General features: G+C 72.7%; 25 protein-coding genes. 11 read left to right on the top strand and 14 right to left on the bottom strand.

Translation table 11 applies throughout. From position 1 onward, the window contains the following. Positions 1 to 32: 32 nt before the first annotated feature. From O7604_RS17750 to O7604_RS17735, 4 genes are all read right to left on the bottom strand, one after another. Complete coding sequence (locus O7604_RS17750) at positions 33 to 1,157, bottom strand: glycosyltransferase family 4 protein (protein WP_269704839.1); 1,125 nt, start codon at positions 1,155 to 1,157, stop codon at positions 33 to 35. Next, entirely contained in the window at positions 1,154 to 2,413 is a 1,260-nt protein-coding gene (locus tag O7604_RS17745) for a M48 family metallopeptidase (protein ID WP_281577153.1), read from the bottom strand. Before O7604_RS17745 ends, O7604_RS17750 begins: the two co-directional genes overlap by 4 nt. A gap of 263 nt (positions 2,414 to 2,676) precedes the next feature. Next, positions 2,677 to 2,907, bottom strand: a complete 231-nt coding sequence (locus O7604_RS17740) for a hypothetical protein (protein ID WP_269704837.1) — start codon at positions 2,905 to 2,907, stop codon at positions 2,677 to 2,679. A gap of 205 nt (positions 2,908 to 3,112) precedes the next feature. Continuing rightward, positions 3,113 to 4,510 carry an NYN domain-containing protein gene (locus tag O7604_RS17735; protein WP_281577152.1) on the bottom strand — a complete coding sequence of 466 codons (1,398 nt, stop codon included), beginning with the start codon at positions 4,508 to 4,510 and terminating at the stop codon, positions 3,113 to 3,115. A gap of 127 nt (positions 4,511 to 4,637) precedes the next feature. On the opposite strand from O7604_RS17735, the gene O7604_RS17730 reads away from it, so the two are divergent. From O7604_RS17730 to O7604_RS17710, 5 genes are all read left to right on the top strand, one after another. Then, positions 4,638 to 6,392, top strand: coding sequence for a DEDD exonuclease domain-containing protein (locus O7604_RS17730; RefSeq protein ID WP_281577151.1), 1,755 nt, complete (start codon positions 4,638 to 4,640; stop codon positions 6,390 to 6,392). A gap of 128 nt (positions 6,393 to 6,520) precedes the next feature. Beyond that, positions 6,521 to 8,308: a RelA/SpoT family protein gene (locus O7604_RS17725; RefSeq protein WP_281577150.1), complete on the top strand. Its 1,788-nt coding sequence runs from the start codon at positions 6,521 to 6,523 to the stop codon at positions 8,306 to 8,308. 39 nt (positions 8,309 to 8,347) lie between these two features. Continuing rightward, positions 8,348 to 8,875, top strand: coding sequence for an NUDIX domain-containing protein (locus O7604_RS17720; protein ID WP_269704834.1), 528 nt, complete (start codon positions 8,348 to 8,350; stop codon positions 8,873 to 8,875). Next, on the top strand, positions 8,872 to 9,747 hold the full coding sequence (locus tag O7604_RS17715; protein ID WP_281577149.1) for an NTP transferase domain-containing protein: 876 nt from the start codon (positions 8,872 to 8,874) through the stop codon (positions 9,745 to 9,747). The genes O7604_RS17720 and O7604_RS17715 overlap by 4 nt, the downstream gene beginning before the upstream one ends. A 52-nt stretch (positions 9,748 to 9,799) precedes the next feature. Continuing rightward, complete coding sequence (locus tag O7604_RS17710) at positions 9,800 to 10,087, top strand: Lrp/AsnC ligand binding domain-containing protein (RefSeq protein ID WP_269704832.1); 288 nt, start codon at positions 9,800 to 9,802, stop codon at positions 10,085 to 10,087. A 61-nt stretch (positions 10,088 to 10,148) separates the two neighbouring features. Here the strand turns inward: O7604_RS17710 and O7604_RS17705 are convergent, their stop codons facing one another. The 5 genes from O7604_RS17705 to O7604_RS17685 all read right to left on the bottom strand — a co-directional run bounded on the left by O7604_RS17705 (position 10,149) and on the right by O7604_RS17685 (position 15,317). Next, complete coding sequence (locus O7604_RS17705; protein WP_013287690.1) at positions 10,149 to 10,817, bottom strand: DUF4142 domain-containing protein; 669 nt, start codon at positions 10,815 to 10,817, stop codon at positions 10,149 to 10,151. A gap of 210 nt (positions 10,818 to 11,027) precedes the next feature. Continuing rightward, entirely contained in the window at positions 11,028 to 12,659 is a 1,632-nt protein-coding gene (locus O7604_RS17700; RefSeq protein WP_281577148.1) for a cytochrome b N-terminal domain-containing protein, read from the bottom strand. Then, on the bottom strand, positions 12,656 to 13,744 hold the full coding sequence (locus O7604_RS17695; RefSeq protein ID WP_269704830.1) for a Rieske 2Fe-2S domain-containing protein: 1,089 nt from the start codon (positions 13,742 to 13,744) through the stop codon (positions 12,656 to 12,658). The genes O7604_RS17700 and O7604_RS17695 overlap by 4 nt, the downstream gene beginning before the upstream one ends. 67 nt (positions 13,745 to 13,811) lie before the next feature. Next, a complete protein-coding gene (locus tag O7604_RS17690) occupies positions 13,812 to 14,645 on the bottom strand; it encodes a cytochrome c (RefSeq protein WP_269704829.1) in 834 nt (277 codons plus the stop codon). Positions 14,646 to 14,717: 72 nt separating this feature from the next. After that, on the bottom strand, positions 14,718 to 15,317 hold the full coding sequence (locus O7604_RS17685; protein WP_269704828.1) for a heme-copper oxidase subunit III: 600 nt from the start codon (positions 15,315 to 15,317) through the stop codon (positions 14,718 to 14,720). A 126-nt stretch (positions 15,318 to 15,443) separates the two neighbouring features. On the opposite strand from O7604_RS17685, the gene O7604_RS17680 reads away from it, so the two are divergent. From O7604_RS17680 to O7604_RS17665, 4 genes are all read left to right on the top strand, one after another. Beyond that, the gene (locus O7604_RS17680; protein WP_269707042.1) at positions 15,444 to 16,379 is read left to right on the top strand and encodes a cytochrome c oxidase assembly protein; all 936 of its coding nucleotides are present in this window, start codon (positions 15,444 to 15,446) and stop codon (positions 16,377 to 16,379) included. 104 nt (positions 16,380 to 16,483) lie between these two features. Beyond that, entirely contained in the window at positions 16,484 to 16,882 is a 399-nt protein-coding gene (locus O7604_RS17675; protein WP_091421042.1) for a hypothetical protein, read from the top strand. Between the two features lie 80 nt (positions 16,883 to 16,962). Beyond that, complete coding sequence (gene trpD, locus O7604_RS17670; protein ID WP_269704827.1) at positions 16,963 to 18,009, top strand: anthranilate phosphoribosyltransferase; 1,047 nt, start codon at positions 16,963 to 16,965, stop codon at positions 18,007 to 18,009. A 154-nt stretch (positions 18,010 to 18,163) separates the two neighbouring features. Beyond that, positions 18,164 to 18,373: a hypothetical protein gene (locus O7604_RS17665; RefSeq protein WP_281577147.1), complete on the top strand. Its 210-nt coding sequence runs from the start codon at positions 18,164 to 18,166 to the stop codon at positions 18,371 to 18,373. Positions 18,374 to 19,036: 663 nt separating this feature from the next. Here O7604_RS17665 and O7604_RS17660 read toward each other — a convergent pair. Both O7604_RS17660 and coxB read right to left on the bottom strand, forming a co-directional pair. Then, a complete protein-coding gene (locus O7604_RS17660) occupies positions 19,037 to 19,465 on the bottom strand; it encodes a cytochrome c oxidase subunit 4 (RefSeq protein ID WP_013287699.1) in 429 nt (142 codons plus the stop codon). A 10-nt stretch (positions 19,466 to 19,475) separates the two neighbouring features. Continuing rightward, the gene (gene coxB / locus O7604_RS17655; RefSeq protein ID WP_269704825.1) at positions 19,476 to 20,447 is read right to left on the bottom strand and encodes a cytochrome c oxidase subunit II; all 972 of its coding nucleotides are present in this window, start codon (positions 20,445 to 20,447) and stop codon (positions 19,476 to 19,478) included. A 171-nt stretch (positions 20,448 to 20,618) separates the two neighbouring features. Here coxB and O7604_RS17650 point away from each other — a divergent pair, with 171 nt between their 5' ends. Next, positions 20,619 to 21,770 (top strand): aminotransferase class V-fold PLP-dependent enzyme, encoded by a 1,152-nt coding sequence (locus tag O7604_RS17650; RefSeq protein WP_269704824.1) that lies wholly within the window; start codon positions 20,619 to 20,621, stop codon positions 21,768 to 21,770. Then, a complete protein-coding gene (locus tag O7604_RS17645; RefSeq protein ID WP_269704823.1) occupies positions 21,767 to 21,994 on the top strand; it encodes a sulfurtransferase TusA family protein in 228 nt (75 codons plus the stop codon). Before O7604_RS17650 ends, O7604_RS17645 begins: the two co-directional genes overlap by 4 nt. A gap of 59 nt (positions 21,995 to 22,053) precedes the next feature. On the opposite strand, the gene O7604_RS17640 is transcribed toward O7604_RS17645, so the two are convergent. The 3 genes from O7604_RS17640 to erpA form a co-directional block, all read right to left on the bottom strand. Further along, a complete protein-coding gene (locus O7604_RS17640) occupies positions 22,054 to 22,596 on the bottom strand; it encodes an ATP-binding protein (RefSeq protein ID WP_269704822.1) in 543 nt (180 codons plus the stop codon). Continuing rightward, positions 22,593 to 23,567: a carbohydrate kinase family protein gene (locus tag O7604_RS17635; RefSeq protein WP_269704821.1), complete on the bottom strand. Its 975-nt coding sequence runs from the start codon at positions 23,565 to 23,567 to the stop codon at positions 22,593 to 22,595. Before O7604_RS17635 ends, O7604_RS17640 begins: the two co-directional genes overlap by 4 nt. 177 nt (positions 23,568 to 23,744) lie before the next feature. Next, complete coding sequence (gene erpA, locus O7604_RS17630; protein ID WP_269704820.1) at positions 23,745 to 24,113, bottom strand: iron-sulfur cluster insertion protein ErpA; 369 nt, start codon at positions 24,111 to 24,113, stop codon at positions 23,745 to 23,747. Between the last annotated feature and the right edge of the window lie 3 nt (positions 24,114 to 24,116).

The following is a 24,116-nucleotide window of genomic DNA, read 5'->3' as shown; positions in this document are numbered from 1 at the left end:
GCCGCGTTTCTCGGCCCGTCCGGCTCGCGCGGTCAGCCGGCCAGCAGGGCGGCCATCCGCTGCGCCTGCGTCTCCCAGCGCCACTCCCGCTCCACCCAGGCGCGGCCGGCGGCACCGAACTGCCGGGCCAGGTCCCGGTCGGCGAGCAGCGTGGCCACCCGGTCGGCGAGCTGGGCCACGTCCCGGCCGCCGACCACGTACCCGGTCTCCCCCTCGCGGACCGCGTCCGGGGCGCCGCCGGAGTCACCGGCCACCACCGGCAGCCCGGTCGCGCTCGCCTCCAGGTAGACGATCCCGAGGCCCTCCACGTCCAGGCCCCGGTTGCGGGTGCGGCACGGCATCGCGTACACGTCGCCGGCCGCGTAGTGGGCGGGCAGCTCGGCCGAGGGCACCGAACCGGTGAAGACCACGTCGCGTTCCAGCCCGGTCTGCCGGGCCAGCTTCTCCAGCGTCGAGCGGTACGGGCCACCGCCGACCACGAGCAGCGCGGCGTCGGGCACCCGGCGGCGGATCTCCGGCAGCGCGCGGATCAGCATGTCCTGGCCCTTGCGGGGCACCAGCCGCGACACGCACACCACCACCGGCCGGTCGGCCAGCCCGAGCCGCGACCGGACCGGCCCGCCGTCGACCTCCGGGTGGTAGGTGTCCACGTCCACACCGGGGGCGAGGCGCCGCAACTCGGTCAGCCCGTCCAGCACGCGAGCCAGCCGCGCCCGGGTGTACTCGCCGAGGTAGGTGGTCACGTCGACGCCCCGGCCGATCCGGCGCAGCGCCGAGCGGGCCCCGGGCAGCGCCGCCCAGCCGACCTCGTGCCCGTGGGTCAGCGCCACCGCCCGGCGGATCCCGGCCCGCCGCCGCAGGCCTGCGGCGAGCAGCCCCAGCGGGGCCGCCGCGCCGAACCAGACGGTGTCGCAGTCGTACGCGCGGGCCAGCCGCGCCGCCCGCCGGGCGATCAGCGGGGTGGGCAGCAGCACCCGGGTCCGTTCCCGGACCACCTCGAACGGCTGGTCGGCGTCGAACTTCTCCGCCCCGCGCCAGCTCGACGCGTAGACCACCACCGAGCCGGGCGGCTGGCGTACCGCGAGGTTGTGCACGAACGACTGGATGCCGCCGGGGCGCGGCGGGAAGTCGTTGGTGATCAGCAAGGTGCGGCTCATCGGCCCGGCTCCCTGGCGTAGGCGCGGGCGGCTGCCATCCGCTCGACTGTGGACGGGTGGGTCGCCGACCAGAGGCGCTCCCAGCGCGGCGGGTCGGGGTCGGCCAGGTTGACCCCGGCGAGCCGGCGCTGCATCGCCTCGAACGTCGCCGGGTCGCCGGTGAGCGCCAGCGCGTGGGCGTCGGCGCGGGCCTCGATCCGGCGCGAGACCAGCGCCTGCGCCGGGGTGGCGAGCAGCCCGGCGACCGTGACCAGCGCGATCAGCAGCGGGAACGCCCGCGGCTGGGCGATCGAGTCGACACCGGCGAGCCGCAGCAACGGCGTCCAGGACCCGACCAGGTAGAGCGCCACCACAGCGGCGGCGGCGCCGAGCGCGCCGAGCAGCGTGCCGGTCCACACGTCGCGGTCCTTGGCGTGGCCCAGCTCGTGGGCGACCACGCTCGTCACCTCCGCCGGCTCCGCCTCGCGCAGCAACGTGTCGTAGACGACCACCCGCCGCGTCGGGCCGAGCCCGGAGACGTACGCGTTCACCGCACTGGTACGCCGGGACGCGTCGGCGACGAGCACGTCACGCACCGGTACGCCGTCCCGGGCGGCCATCGCGGTCAGCTCGCTGCGCAGTGGGCCCGGCTCCATCGGGGTGAACCTGTTGAACACCGGCTCGACCAGCACCGGCAGCACGAACGACAGCACCACCACCAGGGCCGCCGCGCCGGCCGCGCCGAACGCCCACCACCAGCGCGGGGCGAGCCGCACCACGGTGTAGAAGCCGAGCAGGACCAGCGCGCCGATCACCGCGCTGACCGCGTACGACTTGAGCAGGTCGACCGCCCAGCCGCCCCAGCTCTGGGTGCTGAGCCCGTAGCGGACCAGCACGGTGCGCCGCCAGGCCGCGAACGGCAGCGTGAGCAGGTCGGCGAGGAACATGACGGCGAGCCCGCCGAGCACCGCCTGCGCGATCCAGTGCCCGCCGAAGGGCCGGCCGACCAGTTCGACCAGGCGCCCGCCCAGCGGGGTCAGCCCGAGCAGCACCGCCACCACCAGCCCGACCGCCAGCGCCGACCAGGCCGCCGGGCGCAGCGCGCCGTGGAACGCCCGGCCCCGGGTCACCTGCTCGGCCGGAAGGTCACGCAGGGCCGCGAGCTGGTCGGCGCGGGGCGCCGGCGGCCGGCTCCACGGCACCAGCACGGCGACCGCCACGAGCAGTGCGACCACCAGGCCGCCCAGGGTCAGCAGCGCCCAGGCGCGCGGGGTCACCGACCCACCCCGCCGTCGTGCCCCGTCCGCGTCATGCCGCTCCCCTCCCGCTGTGACCGCCCATCCTATTGCCCGGCACCCGAGCGGGACCGCCGTGCCCGCCACGCGGTCCCCACTGCCCCTCCCTCGCCCGCGCGCGCCGATCTTGGAGTTGTGGCGCCTCACAAGGCTCACCAAAGCGGCATTCTGGGTGCCACAACTCCAAGATCGATGGCCCTTGTCGGGGTCGGGGACGAGTGGCGGGTGGCGGGTGGCGGGCGGCGTCAGGCAACCCGGCGGCGACGGCCGGGGCGGCGGGGCATCGGCGCCGGCGCCTCGGCAGGCGCCGGCCGCAGCACCTCGACCTCGAACCCGGCCCGCGCGAACACCTCGATCGCCCGCTGCTCTGCCGGTCCGAGGTCGGCCGCGGCCGGGTCCGAGTCGAGCAGCGCGGTCACCAGGCAGCCGGAGCAGCCGGCGCCGCGGTTGCCGCAGGTGTCGCAGTCGATGAGCATCAACGCCTCCTGACGGGTCGCCGGTGGCGCTCGGGGAAGGAACCACCACCGTCGGTCACCGGAACGCTAACGCCGGGGTACGACAGAACCGGACAACGAGGCAGCACCCGCCGCGAACCAGAAGCAGTACGCCGAAGTGGCGCGATCAGCACGCGACCGACCCCGCCACTCCCCCGATCTGGAGTCGATCAAGCGGGGGCGGCGGTCAGGAACGGGCCAGGCGCCGCAGCAGCGAGTCGGCGCCCAGCGGGTACGCGCCGTGCCGGCGTACCCCGTCGGCGACCTCGCGGTCGGAGGAGACCACCACCACCGGCCGCCCGGCCGGCTCGGCGCGGACCAGCCGGCGGATCAGCTCGTCGGCGGTCTCCCCCTTGCGGGAGAACAGCACCCGCACGCCGCGCGGCGCCGGGGGCAGGCCGTGGATCCGCTCGGCGCCGTCGAACACGACGGTGACCTCGTCCCCGGTCTGCGCGGCGATCCCGCCCAGCCCGGTGATCAGCCGCTTGCGCTGCTGCTCCAGCGACATCTCGCCGAAGCCGCGCTTGGTCACGTTGTAGCCGTCCACCACCAGGTGCGCCCGCGGGAGCGCGAGCAACTGGTCGAGGCGGGCCGGGTCGTCGGTGTCGCGGGCCCGCGTCGACGGGCCCGCCGAGGCGGCGCCCGGCTGCTCGGCGAACGCGTCGGCGACGAAGTCGGCGGGGAGCTTGTCCACCGGGTCGAGCGCCAGCTCCCGGCGCAGCCCCACGGCGGCCTGGCCGATCGTCTCCAGCAGCAGCCACAGCCGCGCGTCGTCGACCGAGCGGGCCTCCTTGGCGCTGGCCCGGGCCACCCCGGCGGCGGCCTCCGCCTCGGCCAGCCGGGCCCGGGCGCGGCGCAGCTCGGCGTCCGCGTCGGCGGCGGCACGCGCCGCCCGTCCCCGCTCGGTGGCGAGCATCTCGGTGGCCTTGCGCTCCCGGGCCTGGGTCTCCCGCAGGGTACGGGTCAACTGGCGGGCCTCCTCGCGCAGCTGACCCAGCTCCTCCCGGACCCGGGCCAGCTCGTCGCGCAGCTTCTCCGCCTCGACCCGGGCCACCGCGCGGTCGTGCTCGGCGCGGGCGGCCCGCTGTTCGGCCTCGCGGACCAGCTCGGCCACGACCGCGCTGTCCGCCTCGGCGCGTACCGCCTCGCCGCTGGCGTCGATCAGTTCCCGCCAGCCCCGGGGCCGGGCCAGGTAGGCCAGGGCGGCCACCTCGACCGGGTCGGCGGCGGCGGGCGCGGTGCCCTCGACCACCGCCGCGCCGAGGTCACCGGCGTCGGCGAGCACCCGGGCGGTGATCCGCTGCCGGAACAGCGGGTCGGCGGTGAGCTGGGCGGCGATGGCGGGCGCGCCGAGGCGGGCCCGGCGGTTGGGGGCGAACTTGGCGACCCGCCGCAGCGGCACCGGCACCTCGTCGGCGGGCAGGCCGGGCAGCACGGCGGCGGTCAACGTGACGATCCGCTGCCGGACCGGCTCGGGCAGCACGGGCTCGGGCTCGACGGCGGGCGGCGCGCCCTCCTCGGCGGGCACGCCGACCACCGGCTCCTCCACGGAGGAGTGGTCGTCGTGCGGCTCGATGAGGGGCATGAGGCAAGTCTCCCACCCCGAACGGGCCCACCGCCCGGTGAGTGAGCCGATCTCTCATCGTACCCCCGTGGTATCTCCTGGGGCCGCAGTGACAGGAGTGTCGGACCGTGCCGCTAGCGTCCCGCGGGTGACACGAGCGGAGTACGTCCAGGAGTCGCTGGCCGGCCTGGACCCGGCGGGCAGCGGTGTCGACCCGGCGCTGCCGCTCTACGCGACCACCTTCGTGGTGGTCGACCTGGAGACCACCGGCGGCGCGCCCGACGGCGGCGGGATCACCGAGATCGGCGCGGTGAAGGTGCGCGGCGGCGAGGAACTGGGCGTGCTCGCCACGCTGGTCAACCCGGGCGTGCCGATCCCGCCGTTCATCACCGTGCTCACCGGCATCACCCAGGCCATGCTGCTGCCCGCCCCGCCGATCGAGCAGGTGCTCCCGAGCTTTCTCGAGTTCATCAGCGACGCCGTGCTGGTCGCCCACAACGCGCCGTACGACGTGGGTTTCCTCAAGGCGGCCTGCGCGAAGCACGGCTACCGCTGGCCCAACCCCCGGGTGCTGGACACGGCCGCGCTGGCCCGGCGGGTGCTGACCCGCGACGAGGTGCCCAACCGCAAGCTGGGCACGCTCGCCGCCTACTTCCGCACCGCGACCCAGCCCACCCACCGGGCGCTGGACGACGCCAAGGCCACCGTCGACGTGCTGCACGGGCTGATCGGCCGCCTCGGCGGGCACCGGGTCGGCACGGTCGGCGAGGCGATCGAGTTCGCCCGCGCGGTCACCCCCACCCAGCGCCGCAAGCGGCACCTCGCCGACGGGCTGCCCAAGGTGCCGGGCGTCTACATCTTCCGGGCCGCCGACGACCGGCCGCTCTACGTCGGCACGTCCGGCGACATCGCCACCCGGGTCCGCAGCTACTTCACCGCCGCGGAGAAGCGGGCCCGGATCTCCGAGATGCTCGCCGCCGCCGAGCGGGTGGAGGCGGTCGAGTGCGCCCACTCGCTGGAGGCCGAGGTCCGGGAGCTGCGGCTGATCGCGGCGCACGCGCCGCCGTACAACCGCCGGTCGAAGTATCCGGAGCGCCAGGTGTGGCTGAAGCTCACCGACGAGGCGTACCCCCGGTTGTCGATCGTGCGCGGCATCACGCCCACCGACACGGCCTACCTGGGGCCGTTCCGGTCCCGGCAGGCGGCGGAGCTGGCCGCCGCCGGTTTCCACGACGCGGTGCCGCTGCGGCAGTGCACGCACCGGCTCTCCCGGCGCACCACCATGCCGGCCTGCGCGCTGGCCGAGCTGGGTCGCTGCCCGGCGCCCTGCGAGCACCGGATCACCCCCGAGGAGTACGACGACGCGGCGGCGACGCCGTTCCGCACCGCCACCAGTGACGACCCCGGCGTGGTGGTGGACGCGTTGCTCGCCCGCATCGAGGCGCTGTCGGCCGCCCAGCGGTACGAGGAGGCGGCGGTGGCCCGCACCCGGCTGGTGGCGGTGCTGCGCGCGGCGGTCCGGATGCAGCGGCTGGCCGCGTTGACCGGCATCGCCGAGCTGGCCGCCGCCCGTCCGGCCGCCCGGGGCGGCTGGGAGCTGGCTCTGGTGCGGCACGGCCGGCTCGCCGGGGCCGGGGTGTCCCCGCCGGGTGTCCACCCGCGACCCACCATCGCCGCGATCCGGGCCACCGCCGAGACCGTGCTGCCCGGGCACGGTCCGGTGCCGGCCGCGACCGCCGAGGAGACCGAGCGGATCCTGTCCTGGTTGGAACGACCGGAGACCCGGCTGGTCGAGGCGACCGCCGGATGGGCGTCTCCGGTGGCCGGCGCGGGGCGTTTCCGCGACCTGCTGACGAAGGCGGAGAACGGCGGATCCCACAAACTCTCGACCGAACGCTCATGACCAACTGACCGATCGGACTACCTCGGCTCCCTTAGTCTGTTAAAGGAGTGCAGACCTGCCCGTTTCGCGGGCTCTGCTCCCGGCCGCCGGTTTCGGTGGCCGAGGGCCGGGGTGAGGAGGTGTCCCAGGTGGACGTCGACGCCGGACACGGCGCCGCCCTGGGTGGCGCGCTCCCGACCCAGGGCGAACTGCCGCTCACCCGCCGCCTGCGTTCCCTGCTCACCTGGCCCACCGCCGACGGGGATCCGGTGACCACACTGGTCCGGGCCCATCGGGGCATCCACCCGAGCGCCGACGCCTCGGTGCTGCGCCGGGCCTACACGATCGCCGAGAACATGCACCGCGGCCAGTTCCGCAAGAGCGGCGAGCCGTACATCACCCACCCGCTGGCGGTGGCGCAGATCTGCGCCGACCTCGGCATGGACACCATCACGCTGGTCGCCGCGCTGCTGCACGACACGGTGGAGGACACCCGCTACACGCTGCAGGCGCTCCAGGAGGACTTCGGCCGCGAGGTCGCCCACCTGGTCGACGGGGTGACCAAGTTCGACAAGGCGTTCTACGGCAAGGCCGCCGAGGCGGAGACCGTCCGCAAGATGATCGTGGCGGCCGGCAAGGACGTCCGGGTGCTGGTGATCAAGCTGGCCGACCGGCTGCACAACATGCGGACGCTCGGCGTCCGCTCGGCCGCCTCCCGGGAACGGATCGCCCGCAAGACCCAGGAGGTGCTGGTCCCGCTCTGCGACCGGCTGGGCATCCAGACCCTGAAACGCGAGCTGGACGACGTGGTGCTGCTGCACCTGCGGCCGGAGGAGCACGCGCGGATCGCGCGGTTCGTGCACGACCGGCCCGGCTGGGACGCCTACCTCGCCGACGTGGTGGCCCGCACCCGGGTGGCGCTGCGCCGCAACCGGGTCGACGCCGACGTGTCCCCCCGCCCGCGGCACCTCTACTCGATCTGGAAGGACACGGTCGCCGGCGACCACGCCGCCCCGTTCGACCTGCCCCGCATCGCGATCGTGGTGGACGGCCCGGCGACCGACTGTTACGCCGCCCTGGGCGCCGTGCACGGGCTGTGGCGGCCGGTGCCGGGCCGGTTCAAGGACTTCATCGCCTCCCCGAAGAACAACCTCTACCGGTCCCTGCACACGAGTGTCTGCGGCCCGCAGGACCGCACCGTCGAGGTGCTGATCCGCACCACCGAGATGCACCGCTCCGCGGAGTACGGCGTGGCCGCCCACTACCGCTTCCCCCGGGCCGCGGGCCGGGCCGCCGACCGCGCGGACGAGCTGGCCTGGCTGCGCCGGGTGCTCGACTGGGAGCAGGAGACGGTCGACCCGACCCAGTTCATGGAGTCGCTGCGCTGCGACCTGTCCGAGGCGCAGATCCAGGTGGTGGCCGACGGGCGGCAGGTGGTGCTGCCGGCCGGGGCGACCCCTGTCGACCTCGCGTACGAGCTGGGCACCGAGCGCGGCGACCACTGCCTGGCCGCCCGGATCAACGGCCGGCTCGCGCCGCTGTCCTCCGAACTGGAGGAGGGCGACGTGGTGGAGATCTTCACCGAGAACGACGCGGAGAGCGGCTTCGAGGTGGACGTGGCCCCGCGTGGCCCGCGCCGGGAGTGGCTGGGCTTCGTGAAGTCCCCGCACGCCCAGATGCAGATCAACCGCTGGTTCGCCGAGCACACCGAGCCGGGCATCTCGATCGCCGACAAGGTCCGGCTCGGCCGGGCCTCGATCGGCCTGGCGTTGCGCAAGCACAACCGGGGCCTGGCCAGCGACCTGCCGCTGCTGCGGCTGTCCGAGGAACTGGGCTACCCCGACCTGGAGACGCTGCTGGTGGCGGTCTTCGACCGCACCGTCGAGCCGGACACGGTGGTCGAACAGTTGATCGATCTGGTCGACCACAGGCAGTAGACGGAGCCGGTTCGCGCCGGGACCACTAGCCTGGACCGCATGATCCCCCGCGCGCGTGCCACCGGTCGGGCCCTCGGCTACCAGATCTTCTACCGGCTTCCGGTCCCGCTGCGGCGGCGGCTGGTCCGGCTGGCCGTACCGAAGTACGTCGTCGGCGCGGTCACGCTGGTCAAGGACACGGAGGCCGGCGGCGCGGGCCGGATCCTGCTGCTGCGCCAGCCGCCCGGGTACAGCTGGACGCTGCCGGCCGGGCTGCTGCAGCGCGGCGAGGCCCCGGTGGTCGGCGCCGCCCGCGAGCTGTACGAGGAATCCGGCGTCCGCCTCTCCCCCGACGCGCTGCGTCCGGCCGTGCCGAACGCGGTGGTGCACGCCAAGGGCTGGGTCGACGTGGTGTTCGAGGCGGAGGTGCCGGCGTCGACCACCGAGCTGAAGGTGGACGGCGCCGAGGTCTTCGAGGCCGCCTTCCACCCGCTCGACGACCTGCCCCGGCTCAGCCGCGCCACCGCCAACCTGCTCGGGTACTACGGCATCGGCCCGCGCGCCGGCGAGCACCCACCGGCCGCGTGAGCGCCCCGTACGTGGGCACCCCGGCGCCCGGGGTCGAGGTGTGCGCGGTGGTGCTGGCCGCGGGCGAGGGCACCCGGTTGCGCCCGCTGACCGAGCGGGTGCCGAAGGCGCTCTGCCCGGTCGGCAACGTCCCGCTGCTGGACCGGGCGCTGGCCCGGCTGGCCGGGCTCGGCCTGACCGGTCCGGAGCGGGTCGCGGTGAACGCCTGCTACCTGGGTGACCAGGTGGTCGCGGCGGTCGGCGACCGGGCACACCTGTCGGTCGAGCCGGACGCCCCGCTGGGCACCGCCGGGGGCGTGGGCCGGCTGCGGGACTGGATCGCCGGCCGGGGCGTGCTGGTCGGCAACGCCGACGCGTACCTGTCCGATCCGCAGGCCCCGCCCGGGCCGGACATCGCCGCGCTGCTGGACGGGTGGGACGGGCACGGCGTACGCCTGCTCGGCCGGCCCGCCGACGACCCGGACGCCCCCGGGACCTTCGACGGCCACGAGTTCGTGGGTTTCTCGCTGCTGCCCTGGCGGCTGGTCCGCGACCTGCCCGCCACTTTCGGCGACCTGGTCCGCGCGGTGTGGCGGCCGGCGGAGGCGGACGGCGCGCTGACGGTGGTGCCCTACCGGGGCACGTTCTACGACACCGGCACCCCGGCCGACTACCTGGCCGCCAACCTGCACGCCGCGGGTCCTGGCGGGCTGGTGGACCCGGCCGCGACGGTGGACGGCCGGGTCACCGCCTCGGTGGTCGGCGCCGGCGCGCGGGTACACGGCGACGTGGACCGGTCGGTGGTGTGGCCGGGCGCGAGCGTGGCGGCGGGGGAACGCCTGCGTGAGGTGATCCGGGCCGGTGACGACCTGACCGTCCCGGCGGCGCGCTGAGGGCCGTGGGCTCTAGCATGGGCCTCGTCGCCGACGAACGGAGAAACGTCCCGTGATCACCGCGATCGTGCTGATCGACTGCGCCACCGACTCCATTCCCGAGGTGGCCGAGACTCTGGCCAACCTGCCCGGCGTCAGCGAGGTCTACTCGGTGGCCGGGCACGTCGACCTGATCGCCGTGGTCCGGGTCCGGGAGTTCGAGCAGATCGCCCAGGTCATCGCCGGCAGCATCTCGAAGGTGCCGGGTGTGCTCAACACCGAGTCGCACATCGCGTTCCGCGCCTACTCGCAGCACGACCTGGAGTCGGCGTTCGCCATCGGGCTCGCCGGCGCCGACTGACACGAGCCGGTGGCCGGCCCACCCTCGCGGGCGGACCGGCCACCGTCGGCCGTGCGGTACGTCAGCTCTGGCTGGGCACCGGGGTCTCCGTGGTGCCCGGAGCGGGCTCCTCGGTCTCGGTGCCGCCCGGAGCCGGCGACTCGGTGCCACCCGGGGACGTGGTGCCGCCCGGGCTGGGCGTGCCGCTGGCGCTGGTCTGCGGCACCGGGACGCCCAGGGTCTGTGCCAGGGCCACAAGCGCGTCGTAGTGCGCCTGGAGGACCGGCAGCGCGTCCTGGGCGATCTGCACCACCGACTGCTCCGAGCCCTGCGAGATCTCGGTCTGGGTGGCCTGGATCGCCTGGACGTGGCCGGCGAGCTGCGCGGTCACCCACGCCTTGTCGAACTCGGCCCCGCTGAGGTTGTTCAGCTTGTCCAGGACCTTCTGCTGGTCGGCGGTCGGGTCGGCCGGCAACTGCACGTTGAGCTGCTGCGCGGTCGACTGCACCGTCTGGTCCAGCTGGGTGTGGTCCGTCACGAACATCTTGCCCAGGTCCTTGACCTGCTGGTTCTGACCCTTCTGCTGGGCCAGGTTACCGGCGGTGATCTCGAACAGGTTGACCTGGTGCACCGCCTGCAGATACTGCGTGTCCTGCGTCGACGGCTGCGCCGCCGCCTGCGCCGCGGCGGCGGGCGCCAGCCCCACGACCACCAGCGCGGCCAGCAGACCCAGGCGTTTGATTCCCAACATTCGTTCCTCCCCCATGAGACGTCGGACCGCACGGATACCCGGCTGACCGGGGTTATTCCTGCGATTCCACCCGTCCGTGTCGGGGGCGACGGCGGTCGGCGCACCGGCCTTCCGGCGTGCGCCGGAGGGAACCGGACGACCGGGCCGGAAACGGCAGTGGCGCCCGCCGGATGATCCGGCGGGCGCCACTGTCAGTCGTACCGGGGAGGGTCAGCGACGGCTCTCGCCGCTGCCGATCTCCTCCCGCTCCGGCCGGGCCTCGACCGGCGGGTGTCCCGGCGAGACCGGCGCCTCGGCCGGCTTCTCGATCGGGTAGAAGAAGCCCCGGATCGCCGGGCCGAGGGCACCGAGCCGGTTCATCTTCTTCGGCACCACCCAGCCGACGTAGTCCAGCGCCGGCGGGTGACCGTCGTGGCCCTCGGCCGAGGTGAGCGGCTGGTGGACCTCGACGAACCGGCCGTCGGGCAGCCGCTTGATGATGCCGGTCTCCACGCCGTGGGCCAGCACCTCGCGGTCGTGCTGCTGCAGCCCCAGGCAGATCCGGTACGTGATGTAGTACGCGATCGGCGGGAGGATCAGCAGGCCGATCCGGCCGGCCCAGGTCATCGCGTTCAGGCTGATGTGGAACTTGTCCGCGATGACGTCGTTGGCGCCGGAGAGGGTCAGCACGATGTAGAAGGCGAGCGCCATGGCGCCCACGGCGGTCCGGGCCGGAACGTCCCGGGGCCGCTGGAGCAGGTTGTGGTGCTTGTAGTCCTTGAGGCGGCGCGCCTCCAGGAACGGGTACATCGTCGAGAGACCGACCAGGATGCCGGGTAGCACCACAGTGGGCCAGAACAACGGTGGAATGACGTACCCGTTGCCGATCGGGATGCTGATCTCCCAGCCCGGCATGAGCCGGGTCGAGCCGTCGAGGAACATGACGTACCAGTCGGGCTGGCTGGCGGCCGAGACCACCCACGCCTCGTACGGGCCGAACAGCCAGATCGGGTTGATCTGGAACAGGCCGCCCAGCAGCGCGATCACGCCGAAGACGACCATGAAGAAGCCGCCCTGCTTGAGCGCGTAGCGCGGGAACATCCGCTCGCCGACCACGTTGGAGTTGGTCCGGCCGGGGCCAGGCCACTGGGTGTGCTTCTGCTTGAAGACCAGGCCGAGGTGCACGCTGATCAGCGCCACCAGCAGGCCCGGGACGAGCAGCACGTGGGCGATGAAGAAGCGGCTGATGATGATGGTGCCGGGGAACTCCCCGCCGAAGATCGACGAGCTGACCCAGGAACCGATCACCGGGATCGACAGGATGATCGCGGAGGCGATCCGCAGACCGGTGCCGGACAGGCCGTCGTCCGGCAGCGAGTAGCCGGTGAAGCCGGCCAGGAAGCCGACCCAGAACAGCAGCGAGCCGATGATCCAGTTGGTCTCACGCGGCTTGCGGAACGCGCCGGTGAAGAAGACGCGCAGCATGTGGACCACGATCGCGGCCATGAACAGCAGGGCCGACCAGTGGTGCATCTGCCGCATGATCAGACCACCGCGGACATCGAAGGAGATGTCCAGGCTGGAGGCGTAGGCGGCCGACATCGGCGTGCCCCGCAGCGGGGCGTAGCTGCCGTTGTAGATGACCTCGGTCATCGCCGGCTCGAAGAAGAACGTCAGGAAGACGCCGGTGAGCAGCAGGACGATGAACGAGAACAGCGCGATCTCGCCGAGCAGGAACGACCAGTGGTCGGGGAAGACCTTGTTCAGCAGCCTGCGCAGGGGCGTGGCCACCTGGAAGCGGTCGTCCACCGCCCGCGCGCTCTTGGCCGGCAGCGCTGCTGCATCAAACTTTCGGCGCTTCATGGCCGCTCCCAGAAGTCGGGACCGATGGTCTCGGTGTAGTCGGACTTCGCCACGAAGAAGCCCTCCTCGTCCACCTCGATCGGCAGCTGCGGCAGCGGCCGGTTCGCCGGGCCGAAGATCGGCTTGGCGTTGTCGGTGATGAGGAACTGGGACTGGTGGCAGGGGCAGAGCAGGCGGTTGGTCTGCTGCTCGTAGAGGCTGGCCGGGCAGCCGGCGTGCGTACAGATCTTGGAGTACGCGACGTAGTTGCCCCACATGTAGTCGCCGTGGCCCTTGCGCTCGTTCGCGGCGCGCGACTTCTGCGCGTCGTCCTCCCGCAGGTGGATGAGCAGGGTGGGCGAGTCGGCGTGCAGGTTGCTCACACCGCCGTCGATGCCCGGGAACACGGTGAGCTGGCCGCCGACGCTGACGTCGGCCGGGCGGATCGGGCGGCCGTCCTCACGGATCAGCCGGATCTTCTTGCCGCCCTCGCCCGGCTGGAAGCCGGTGGTGAACATCTGGTTGTTCTTGTGCGGCTGCTCGATCAGGCCACCGATCAGTGGAGCCGCGGCCACCGCGCCCACCGGCGCCAGGCCGGCGAGCAGGGAGATGCCGAGCAGCGGCCGGCGACGGACGCCCATCTCGTCGGCCAGGTAGAGCATGGTCTCACCGGTGATCTTGCGACCCTCCGGATCGTCGGCCTGGTCGTGCCGGTCCTGGATCGAGACCTCCTTGGGCAGCAGCTTCTTGCCCCAGGTCAGGATGCCGAAACCGATGCCCAGCAGGGCCAGGCCGAGCGTCACGCCGAGCAGCGGCGTGTAGAGCTTGTCGCCACCGCGACCCGGCTCCCACTGCCACGGCCACCAGATGTAGACCACCAGGAAGGCGGTGGCGAAGACGCCGGTCAGCAGGAACATCAGGGCGACCGTACGGGTCAGCCGGCGCTCGGCCTTGCTGCCCGGGACCACCTGCGGCTCGTAGTGGACGATCTCGATGTCGTCCCGCCGCGCACCCTCCTGGACGATGTCGAACCGGGAGAGCCGGGGGTCGTTCACGTCGAGCGGCTCCGGGCCCTGCGGGGCCTGGTGCTCGGTGTGGGTGCTCATGCCGTCACCTCGCTACGGGTGACGCCGGGGGCCGGCGCCACAGCACTGGAAGCATTGATCCGTCCGGTCACGACTTGCCCGCGATCCACAAACTCGCGAAGACCAGCGCGACGATGCCGACCAGGAAGATCGCGAGACCCTCGGTCGACGGGCCGTAGCGGCCCAGGTTGAAGCCGCCCGGGTCACCGTCGTGCTTCAGCGTCTCCTGGATGTAGGCGATGATGTCCGCCTTCTCCTCGGGCGTGATCTGGTTGTCGCCGAACACCGGCATGTTCTGCGGGCCGCTCAGCATCGCGGCGTAGATCTGCCGGTCACTGGCCGGCGCGAGGCTCGGCGCGTACTTGCCGGAGGACAGCGCGCCGCCGCCACCGCCGAAGGCGTGGCACTGCGAGCAGTTGATCCGGAACAGCTCACCACCGGTGGACAGGTTGGCGCCCTCACGCAGGTCGCCGTTGGGGACCTCCGGGCCGCCGCCGAGCTCCTGGATGTACTGCCCGAGCTGGCGCACCTGCTCGTCGGTGAACTGCGGCGGCTTGCGCATGGCCTGGGCCTCCTGCCGGGCCATCGGCATGCGACCGCTGCTGACCTGGAACTCCACCGAGGCCGACCCGACGCCGATCAGGCTCGGACCGCGGCCCTCGACGCCCTGGGCGTTGCGACCGTGACAGGTCACACAGCTCACGTCGAACAGCGCCTTACCCTCGTTGCCTGCGGCGGTCAACGGAGGGTTGTCCTGCGCCTGCACGCCGGGGGCGAAGACGGTGTAGGCACCGCCGGCCAGCATCAGCGCGGCGAACAGCCGGACCGCGGCACCCAGCCGGCGGCGGCCCCTGCTGCGCGCTACGGGCCGCCCGCGCAGCCGCGCGAGCAGACCGCGTCGGCGGTCGTTGTCAGAAGTCATGACCTGTGTCCTTAACCGGTTGGACCTTGTCTCAGGGGACGGAGCAGCGGCGCGGTTCGTGACGCGCCAAGATCATTGGAGCCAGTAGATCATGGCGTAGAGCCCGATCCACACGACGTCCACGAAGTGCCAGTAGTAGGACACGACGATCGCCGAGGTCGCCTGGGCGGGGGTGAACCGGCCCATCGTGGTACGGACCATGAAGATCACGAAGGCGATGAGACCGCCGGTCACGTGCAGACCGTGGAAGCCGGTGGTGAGGTAGAACATCGACCCGTAGCCGTCTTCGTTGATCTTCACACCCTCGTGCACCAGGGTCCGGTACTCGTTCAGCTGACCGAGCACGAAGATCAGACCCATCACGAAGGTGATCGTGAACCACCGGCGCAGAGCGTGGACGTCACCGCGCTCGGCCGCGAACACGCCGATCTGGCAGGTGATCGAGGAGAGCACCAGGATCACCGTGAACGTGGTCGCGTACGGGATGTTCAGCACCTCGGTGTGCTTCTCCCACTGCTCCGGCGCCGCCGCGCGGATGGAGAAGTACATCGCGAACAGCGCCGCGAAGAACATGAGTTCGCTGGAGAGCCACACGATCGTCCCGACGCTGACCATGTTGGGTCGGGTCAGGGAGTGGATCCGGCTCTTGTCAATGGCTGGGGCCGCAGTCACGCGGTCATTATTGCCCCTGACCGGGACCGACGATCAGCGGGGTGCCAAACCTGGCCCTTCCGTGGCCCGATCGTGGTGGTCCGCTTCGCCTGACCTACCCTGAAAAGCGTGCTGCACGTCGATCAGATCCTCGCCGTCACCTCGGCTGTTCCGGCGACGCTGGCGGCGGGAGGCGAGGGCGCCCCGCCGCCGTTCACCGTGACCCGGGTGTTCACCGAGACCCGGCTGGACAGCTGGCTCACGCTGGGCATCGTCCTGGCCGCCGGCCTCTACCTCTACGGGGTGCACCGGCTGCGGCTGCGCGGCGACCGCTGGCCGGTCATCCGTACCGTGTCGTTCCTCGGCCCCGGCCTCGGCGGCATCGCCCTGGTCACGCTCACCGGCCTCGGCGCGTACGACACCGCTCTGCTCTCGGTGCACATGGTGCAGCACATGGTGCTGTCGATGATCGCGCCGATCTTCCTGGCGCTCGGCGCGCCGATGACGCTGGCGCTGCGCACGCTGCCGGCACGGCCCCGCAAGCGGCTGCTCGCGATCGTGCACAGCAAGGTGATCCGGATCTACAGCTTCCCGCTTGTGGCGTTCGCCATCTTCGTGGTGAACCCGTTCGCGCTGTACTTCACCGACCTCTACGAGTTCACCCTGCGCCACGAGTGGGCGCACGAACTGGTCCACGCGCACTTCATCGCCACCGGCTGCGTCTTCTTCTGGCCGCTGCTCGGGCTGGACCCGCTGCCCGGCCGCTGGCCGTACCCGGGCCGCGCGCTGCTCATGCTGCTCTCGGTGCCGTTCCACACGGTCCTCGGCCTGACCATCATGCAGAGCACCACGCTGTTCGGCGGCGACTGGTACCCGTCGCTCAACCTGTCCTGGTCCGACCCCTGGAACGACCAGGTGGTCGCGGGCGGCATCCTGTGGGCCGGCGGCGAGTTCGTCAGCGTCACCATGCTCGCCGTCCTGGTCGTGCAGTGGGTGAAGCAGTCCGAGCGCGAGGCCCGCCGGCTCGACCGCGAACTGGACCGCCAGGAGGCCCGCCAGCGCGCCGCGGAGGCGAGCGCCTGACGGCCCGTTCCGGGGTACGCCCCGACCCCACCGGGCGGGGCGACAGCCCGGATGTGACGACCGCTACGATCAGCGGGCAGCTACGAGGTGGGAGCCACGTCACGATGAGCGATCGTCTTTGCACCGTCCTGCTCTACAGCGACGACCCGAAGGTCCGCGACCGGATGCGGCTCGCCGTGGGCACCCGGCCGGCACCGGGGATCGAGATCGAGTTCGTCGAGGCCGACGAGTACAACGCCTGCATCCGGCTGGTCGACGACTACGAGATCGACCTGATGCTGCTCGACGGCGAGGCGAGCCCCGGCGGCGGCATCGGCATCGCCCGCCAGATCAAGGACGACCGGGACGACGCACCGCCGACCTGCGTGGTGCTGGCCCGCGCCGCCGACCGCTGGCTGGCCGCGTACGCCGAGGTGGACGCCACGCTGACCCACCCGCTGGACCCGGTGGTCGCCGGCAGCACCGTGGCGGAGCTGCTGCGCCGCACCCACGCCGCGGCCTGATCCCCCGGCCTTCGCGCGCCACGGCGACGCGGCCGTGGCGCGCCCCAACCGCTTTCCTCACGCCGCTCGGGAGGCCCGCCATGGGCGAACGGACCTGGCCGCTTCTGCTCAACGCGCTGCTGCGCGGCGAGGAGCTCTCCACCGCCGACACGGCGTGGGCGATGGGCGAGATCATGGCCGGCTCGGCCACCCCGGCCCAGATCGCCGGCTTCGCCGTCGCGCTGCGCACCAAGGGCGAGACCCCCGCCGAGCTGGGCGGCCTGGTCGAGACCATGCTGACCCGCGCGGTGCCGGTGCACCTGCCCGACGACGTCCGCGCGAGCGCGCTGGACGTGGTCGGCACCGGCGGCGACCTCGCCCACACGGTGAACATCTCCACCATGGCGGCGCTGGTGGTCGCCGGGGCCGGGGTCCGCGTGGTCAAGCACGGCAACCGGGCCGCCTCCTCCTCCTGCGGCACCGCCGACGTGCTGGAGCAACTCGGCGTACCGCTGGATCTGGAGCCCGAGCAGGTGGCCCGCTGCGTCACCGAGGCCGGCATCGGCTTCTGCTTCGCCGCCCGCTTCCACCCCGGCATGCGCCACACCGGCCCGGTCCGGCGCGAGATCGGCGTACCCACCGCGTTCAACTTCCTCGGCCCGCTGACCAACCCGGCGCGACCCCGCGCGGGCGCCGTCGGCTGCTTCGACAGGCGGATGGCCCCGGTCATGGCCGCCGTCTTCGCGGCCCGGGGCGACTCGGCGATCGTGGTACGCGGCGAGGACGGCCTGGACGAGTTCAGCACCGGCGCGCCCACCCGGGTCTGGGTGGCGCAGCAGGGCACCGTGACCGAGTCCGTGCTGGACGCCACGGAACTCGGGGTGCCCCGGGCCACCCTGGCCGACCTGCGCGGCGGGGACGCGGTCTACAACGCCGACGTGGTACGCCGCCTGCTCGCCGGTGAGACCGGCCCGGTGCGCGACGCGGTGCTGGTGAACGCGGCGGTCGCGCTGGCCACCCAGGGCCCGCTCGACGGCGACCTGTACGCGGTGCTGCGGACCAACCTGGACCGGGCCGCCGAGGCGGTCGACTCGGGCGCCGCAGCGGCAGCGCTGGAGCGCTGGCTCGAGGTGGCGCGGGCCGCCTGACCGCAGCCTGGCGCGGGTGTTGTCGTACCCGGGTGCCAAACTACACGGGAGTTGTTTTCCGTCTTCGGTCTATCCGTTTTCGGTCTATCCGTTTTCGGTCCACCGGCCGGCGCCTCCCCGCCCCGACCGGTGCCCGGAGCGAGAGGAGCCACCCGTGTCTGACCGCGAGCTGCACTGTGACACCTGCGAGGGCGTCGTGCTGTTCGAGGCGCCGCCGTGCGGTGACGGGCACGGCGCCGACTGCCCGGAGCTGATCTGCACCGGTTGCGGCGCGGCAGTGGTGATCGCCACGTTCGCGTTCCGCCCGACGCGCCTGTCCGGCCGCCGCGCACCCCGCCGATCGTCCCACCCCCAGGCCGCCTGACCTCCCCTCCCTCCCTCCCCTCCCCTCCCCGCCCGACAGCCCACCCGTCGCCGCTCGTGATCAAGGAGTTTGTGTCCCCCACGGTCGTCCAAGCGGACACAAACTCCTTGATCACCGCCTGGGGTCGTCAGGTGGTGCGTGCTTCCCGTCCGAAGCAGGGATCAAGGGGTTTGTGTCACCGGCGATGCGCGAAAGTGCCTCGAACTCCTTGATCAACGGGGCCGGGCGGGCGCGGGAGTGCGCAGTGGCCGGCGCGCTGGGCGGTGGGCGCGAGGCCTCAGGAGTCGGGCGTGGAGGGCGAGCGCTACGGGGACGAGCCAGGCGGTGCGCGAGATCTTGGCAGGAAATGGCCCCCATAGGGGCACTTTCCTACCAAGATCTCTTGTGGTCCTGGCAGGTGGAACGGCGCTCTCGATGAATGGAACAGCTGAGAGCGCGTGAGCCGGGCGGTGCGCCGCCGGCGGGGAGCGGGAGAGCGAGAAGCCGACCTGACGGGCGGTGATCATGAGGTTGGCGGGGACAAAAGGGACCGCCGGTGCCGTCAACTTCATGATCGACGCAGGCAGGCGCAGGGGACGGCGCGCGGGGTGCCGCAGGCAGGCGCGGGGAAAGCGGCAGGCCCGCTACCCCGGGAGGGGTGCGGGCCTGCGACGGTGCTTCGGGTCAGTGCTCGGCGGTACGGCGGGTGCCCGAGTAGTACTCGAACAGCAGCCCGCAGGTGGCGAGGACGACCGCCACCAGGCCCAGTCCCAGCAGCCAGAACTGCCAGAACACCAGGCCGAGACCGGCGATCGCGGCGGCCAGCGCCAGCCCGAACGGCCAGTAGCTGCCCGGGCTGAAGAAGCCGACCTCACCGGCGCCGTCGGCGATCTCGCCGTCCGGCCGGTCCTCGGGGCGCAGGTCGATACGGCGGGAGACGAACCAGAAGAAGCCGCCGCACATCGCGCAGAGCAGGAAGGACAGCAGCAGCGCCACAGTGCCGATCCACTCCACGTGACCGCCGCTGTCGGCGTACGTCCAGGCGCCGTAGAGGATCGTCGCGCCGAGGAGGAACGTGGCGATGGTCAGGAAGATCTTCCACTCGGTCTTCATGCCGAACCCCTCAGCTTCCCGCGCCGGCCGACGCGTCGGACGGGTTGAAGTTGTTCACGTCGCGCCGGGTGTCGAACGGCTTCGTCTCGGTGGCGTACTCTTCCTCACCGATCGCGCCGAGCGCCTCCTGGGTCGACTTGCCGGCCTTCTTGGCCGCCAGGAACTGGTCGTACTTCTCCGGCGACACGACCCGCAGCTCGAAGTTCATGAAGGCGTGGTAGCTGCCGCACAGCTCGGCGCAGCGGCCGACGAACGCGCCCTCCTGGTCGATGCTGGAGACCTCGAACGTGTTCCGCACGTTGCCCGGCATGACGTCCCGCTTGAACAGCAACTCCGGCACCCAGAACGAGTGGATGACGTCGCGGCTGGTCTCCTCGAAGCGGATCGAGCGGCCGCTGGGCAGCACCAGCACCGGGATGACCTCGCTGGTGCCGAGCACCGAGGCGACGGTGTTGGCCTCCGGGCCCTGACCGTCGCGGTAGTTGAACTGCCAGTTCCACTTGAACGCGACGACCTCGACGGTGACGTCCGGGTTCTTCGACTCCTTGTTCACGTCGGTCTGCACGACCGCCGTGTAGTAGAAGAGCACGGAGACCACGAGGATCGGCGCGATGGTGTAGAGGAACTCCATCGGCAGGTTGTAGCGGGTCTGCACCGGCAGCTCGTTGCCGCGCTTGCGGTAGCGGACCACGCACCAGAAGATCAGCCCCCACACGAACACGCCGACCGCGAGCGCCGCGATGCAGGACGCGATCCACAGGTCATACATGCGGTGCGACTCGGGCGTGATGCCGCCCTGCGGCCAGCCGAACCCGCCGAACGTCTTGCCGACGTCACAGCCGGTGAGCGAGACAAGCAGCGCCGCCGCGCCGAGACCGAGCCCGGCGATTCGACCAGCACCACGCCGCCGGCGTCCACCGGCCCCCGGGGAAGCGCTGTGCCGTACGGCCGAGCGCCGTACCTCCGAACTCCTTGCGACCACCTGGTCCTGCCTCCCTAGCGCGCCGCGGCGGTTGTTCCTTTTGACACCGACGGCAAAGGCGTCACCGACGGTCGCAGATTACTCGACCATGACCGGCCAGGCCGTCTTGGGGTCGCTGTCCACCCCCATCGGGGGGATCTTGGGCGTAACCGGGCGATAGCGTGGAGCGTCATGAGCGTCTCCCCGGTCTACCTGGACGCCGCCAGCGCGGCGCCGCTGCATCCGGTCGCGCGGCAGGCGATGCTGGCCGCCCTGGACGACGGCTGGGCCGACCCGGCCCGGCTGTACGCGCCGGCCCGCCGGGCCCGTCAGCTCCTCGACGCCGCGCGGGAGGCCGCCGCGCAGACGCTCGGCGTCCGCGCCGACGAGTTGTCCTTCACCCCCAGCGGTACGGCGGCAGCGCACGCCGCCGTGCTCGGTGGCCTGGCCGGGCGGCGGCGGGCCGGGGCGACGCTGGTGCACTCGGCGATCGAACACTCGGCGGTGCTGCACGCCGCGCAGCGGCACACGGCCTCAGGCGGCGCGGCGGTGTCCGTACCCGTGGACCGGTTCGGCCGGCTGGACCTGGACGCCTGGGCGGCGGCGGTGACCGCGCCCGGCGTGGCTCTCGCCGCACTGATCGGGGCCAGTCACGAGGTGGGCACGGTGCAGCCGGTGCCCGCGGCGGCCCAGCTGTGCGCCGAGGCGGGCGTGCCGCTGTACGTGGACGCGGCGCAACTGGCCGGCCGGGTGCCGCTGCCGTCGGGCTGGTCGGTGCTGACCGCCAGCGCGCACAAGTGGGGCGGGCCGCCCGGCGTCGGGCTGCTCGTGGTGCGCAAGGGCACCCGGTGGGAGTCGCCGTACCCGGCCGACGAGCGGGAGTCGGGGCGTACCCCGGGGGTGGTGAACCTGCCGGCGGTGGTCGCGGCGGCGGCGAGCCTGCGCGCGGCGGCGGCCGACGCGGCGGCGGAGGCGGCCCGGCTGGGGCCGCTGGTGGACCGGATCCGGGCCCGGGTCGCGGCCGAGGTGCCGGACGTGGAGGTGGTCGGCGACCCGGTAGACCGGTTGCCGCACCTGGTGACGTTCTCCTGCCTGTACGTCGACGGCGAGGCGCTGCTGCACGCGCTGGACCGGCGCGGGTTCGCGGTGTCCTCCGGCTCGTCGTGCACGTCGTCGACGTTGCGCCCGTCACACGTGCTGGAGGCGATGGGGGTGCTGTCGCACGGCAACGTGCGGGTGTCGCTGCACCGGGAGACCACCGAGGCGGACGTGGAGCGGTTCCTGGACGAGTTGCCCGGGATCGTGGCGGACCTGCGGGCGGAGGCGGGGGTGACGGACCTGTGAGCGCGAGGAGCGAGCCGGACGAGGTGCTGGACTGCCGGGGGCAGCGCTGCCCGCTGCCAGTGATCAATCTCGCCCGGCTGGTGCCCGGTCTGCCGGCCGGTGCGGTGGTGCGGGTGCTGGCCGACGACCCGGCGGCGGCTGTCGACATCCCGGCGTGGTGCCGGATGCGCGGCCACGAGTTCCTCGCCGCGCACGACGGCCCCGCCTACGACGTCCGGGTGTAAGGAAGGGCCCCTTGTTAACGCCTGAGGTAGAGGAAGGGGCCCTTCTTAACACCCAGCGCTCAGCGCAGGTACGCGAGGATGCCGGGCAGCGGGTCGGCCGACACGGCGGTGTCGACCACCAGGCGCGGGCCGATCAGCGGCTCGTACTCGGCGCGGCGGCGCAGCGTCTGCTCCCAGGTGCCGTGCTCCTCGGGCGGGCGTGCCTCGACCCGGCGGCGGTGCTCTTCCTCGTCACCGCAGTGCACCTCGATCACCCGCAGCGGCACGCCGGCCCGTTCGGCCACGTCGTGCCAGAGGCCCCGGGCGCTGGCGACCGGGTTCACCGCGTCGACCACCACGCTGAGCCCGAGCCCGAGCTGCACCTCGGCCAGCCCGGCGACCGCGCCGTACGCGGCCATCCCGGGCACGTCGCCGGTCAGGCCGTAGCGGTGCAGGGCCCGCTCGACCGGATCGACCGGCAGCACCGGGGCGCGTAGCGCGGCGCCGACCCGGGCGGCGAGCGTGGTCTTGCCCACGCCCGGCAGCCCGGCGAACGCGACCAGCACGGGCCCGCCGGAGCCGGGGCGGACCTCCGGGTCCACCCCGCCGGCCGGGGCGGTCACAGCAGGTGCGGCCGGACGTCCTCGGCGGCCGCGTCACCGTACGACTCGGCGAGTCGCTTCACGAACAGGTCCCGGCGGACCTCGTACTCCTGGCCGCCGAAGTTCTCCAGCACCAGCGTGGCCAGCAGGCAGCCGACCTGGGCCGCGCGTTCCAGGCCGACGCCCCAGTCGAGCGCGGCGAAGAAACCGGCCCGGAAGCCGTCGCCGACGCCTGTCGGGTCGACCGCCTCGATCTCCCGCGCGATCGGCACCCGGATCGTGCCGACGTCCCGGCCCGCGATCTCCACACCGTCCTTGCCCAGGGTGGTGACCCGCACCTTGACCTGGTCCAGCAGCTGCTCGTCGGTCAGGCCGGCCTTGCTCTGCAGCAGCGACTTCTCGTACTCGTTCGTCATCAGGTAGTCGGCGCCCTCGACCAGGCCGAGCACGTCCGCGCCGTCCATCCGGGCGAGCTGCTGCGACGGGTCGGCGACGAAGGAGTAGCCGCGGTCCCGGCACTCGCCGGAGTGCCTGATCATCGCGGCCGGGTCGTTGGCGCTGACCAGGACCAGGTCCAGCCCGCCGAGGCGCTGCGCCACCGGGGCCAGCTCGATGTTGCGGGCCTCGCTCATCGCCCCGGCGTAGAAGGAGGCGATCTGGCACATGTCGGTGTCGGTGGTGCAGACGAAGCGGGCCGTGTGCGCGACCTCGCTGACGTGTACCGAGTCGCAGTCGACGCCGTGACGCTCCAGCCAGGAGCGGTAGTCGGCGAAGTCGGCGCCGACCGCGCCCAGCAGCACCGGGCGCAGCCCGAGCTGGGCCATGCCGAAGGCGATGTTCGCCGCGGTGCCGCCGCGCCGGAGCACCAGCTCGTCGACGAGGAAGGACAACGAGACCTTGTCGAGCTGGTCGGCGATGAGTTGGTCGGCGAACCGGCCGGGGAAGCTCATCAGATGGTCGGTCGCGATCGAGCCGGTCACGGCGATCTTCATGTCAGCCCTCGGGGTCGGGAGCACGGCGCGGTCAGCCTACCGGCCGCCGGGCCGTACGGACGACGGTCGGTGGCCAACCGGTCGATCAGCGCACAACCGGGCGTCACACCCACGGGGTACGACAAGCGGCGGGCCGCCCCAATCGGGGCGGCCCGCCGCTTTCGGTCGTCCGTCGACTCAGCTGAAGGAGTCGCCGCAGGCGCAGGAGTTGCCCGCGTTCGGGTTGTCGATGGTGAAGCCCTGGGCGTCGATCCGGTCGGCGAAGTCGATGGTGGCGCCGGTCAGGTAGGGGGCGCTCATCCGGTCGACGACGACCTCGACACCGTCGTAGTCGGTGACGACGTCACCGTCGAGCGAGCGCTCGTCGAAGAACAGCTGGTACCGCAGGCCGGAGCAGCCACCCGGCTGCACGGCGACCCGGAGCCGCAGGTCGTCGCGGCCCTCCTGCTCGATCAGGGCCTTGACCTTCTGCGCCGCGACGTCGGTGAGGACGACGGTGCTGGGGGCCTTGGCCTCGGTCGACTCGGTCTGCGCTGGCGTGGTCACGTG

The sequence above is a fragment of the Micromonospora sp. WMMA1947 genome, assembly GCF_027497355.1.
GTDB lineage: Bacteria > Actinomycetota > Actinomycetes > Mycobacteriales > Micromonosporaceae > Micromonospora.
This window is presented reverse-complemented; position numbering and strand designations above follow the sequence as displayed.